The organism is Sporotomaculum syntrophicum, from assembly GCF_009932395.1.
GTDB classification, from domain to species: domain Bacteria; phylum Bacillota; class Desulfotomaculia; order Desulfotomaculales; family Desulfallaceae; genus Sporotomaculum; species Sporotomaculum syntrophicum.
This window is the reverse complement of record NZ_LSRS01000013.1, coordinates 1-772: the sequence shown is the minus strand read 5'-3', so window position 1 is coordinate 772 and position 772 is coordinate 1. Positions and strand designations below refer to the sequence as shown.

The window sequence follows — 772 nt, the reverse complement described above, 5'->3', positions numbered from 1 at the left end:
CACTGAAAAAGTACCCTTTTTAAGCCGCCTCAGAGCCTGCCTTAAACATATATTGTAAATTAATCAGCAACCAACGGTCTGAAAAATACAAAAAAAGCGCATCAAAACCTTTTTAAGCGGATACCATATTGGCTATCCGCTTCAGGTTTACCGCCAGGACCGTTAATTTTGCCTGAATGCGCACACTTTTTAGACCGTAGCCTTTGGCTCGGTCCAATCCATGAAATCTTTTTAATTCTGCATTTTTGGGTTCGATTTTCGCTCGCTTGCGATACTCATCAAGGAATTCCCGGGTTTTTGCTCTTTGACTATACTCATATAATTCAGGAGTATTTACACTGACTCTCAGTAGTCTAGCTATTCTCGTACTTTTGCCTATGCATTCAGCCCGGTGAGAACAATTACGGCAGCGCTCACGCTCAAAGCTGTATTCCAACAACTTCTCTTTCTTGCCATTTCGTTCACGGGTTTTGGCTTTTACTTTTACCGTTTCATTTCCCATGACACAAAACCATTGGTCACTGTCTTTGTTGTAGCTGAACAAATCTTCATCTATTTTATAAGCACTGGCGCTTACCGGTATATAGGCTGAGGCTTCTTTTTCCTTAATCAGATTAAGGATGTCGGGCCGGAAATAGGCTTTATCTCCATATACTCCGGTCACGGTCAGACCGGCTTTTAGGGCTTCCTCAAGGTGGTCTTTAAAATTGCTGCCATCAACATAGGAGCCTGGGTCTACAGTAACACTGGTTATTAAACTACCATCGGTAGT

General features: G+C 42.4%; 1 pseudogene. It reads right to left on the bottom strand.

Annotation, left to right across the window (positions count from 1 at the left end):
• Positions 1–115: 115 nt before the first annotated feature.
• Positions 116–772: pseudogene (locus SPSYN_RS15390) on the bottom strand (transposase); the annotation flags it as partial.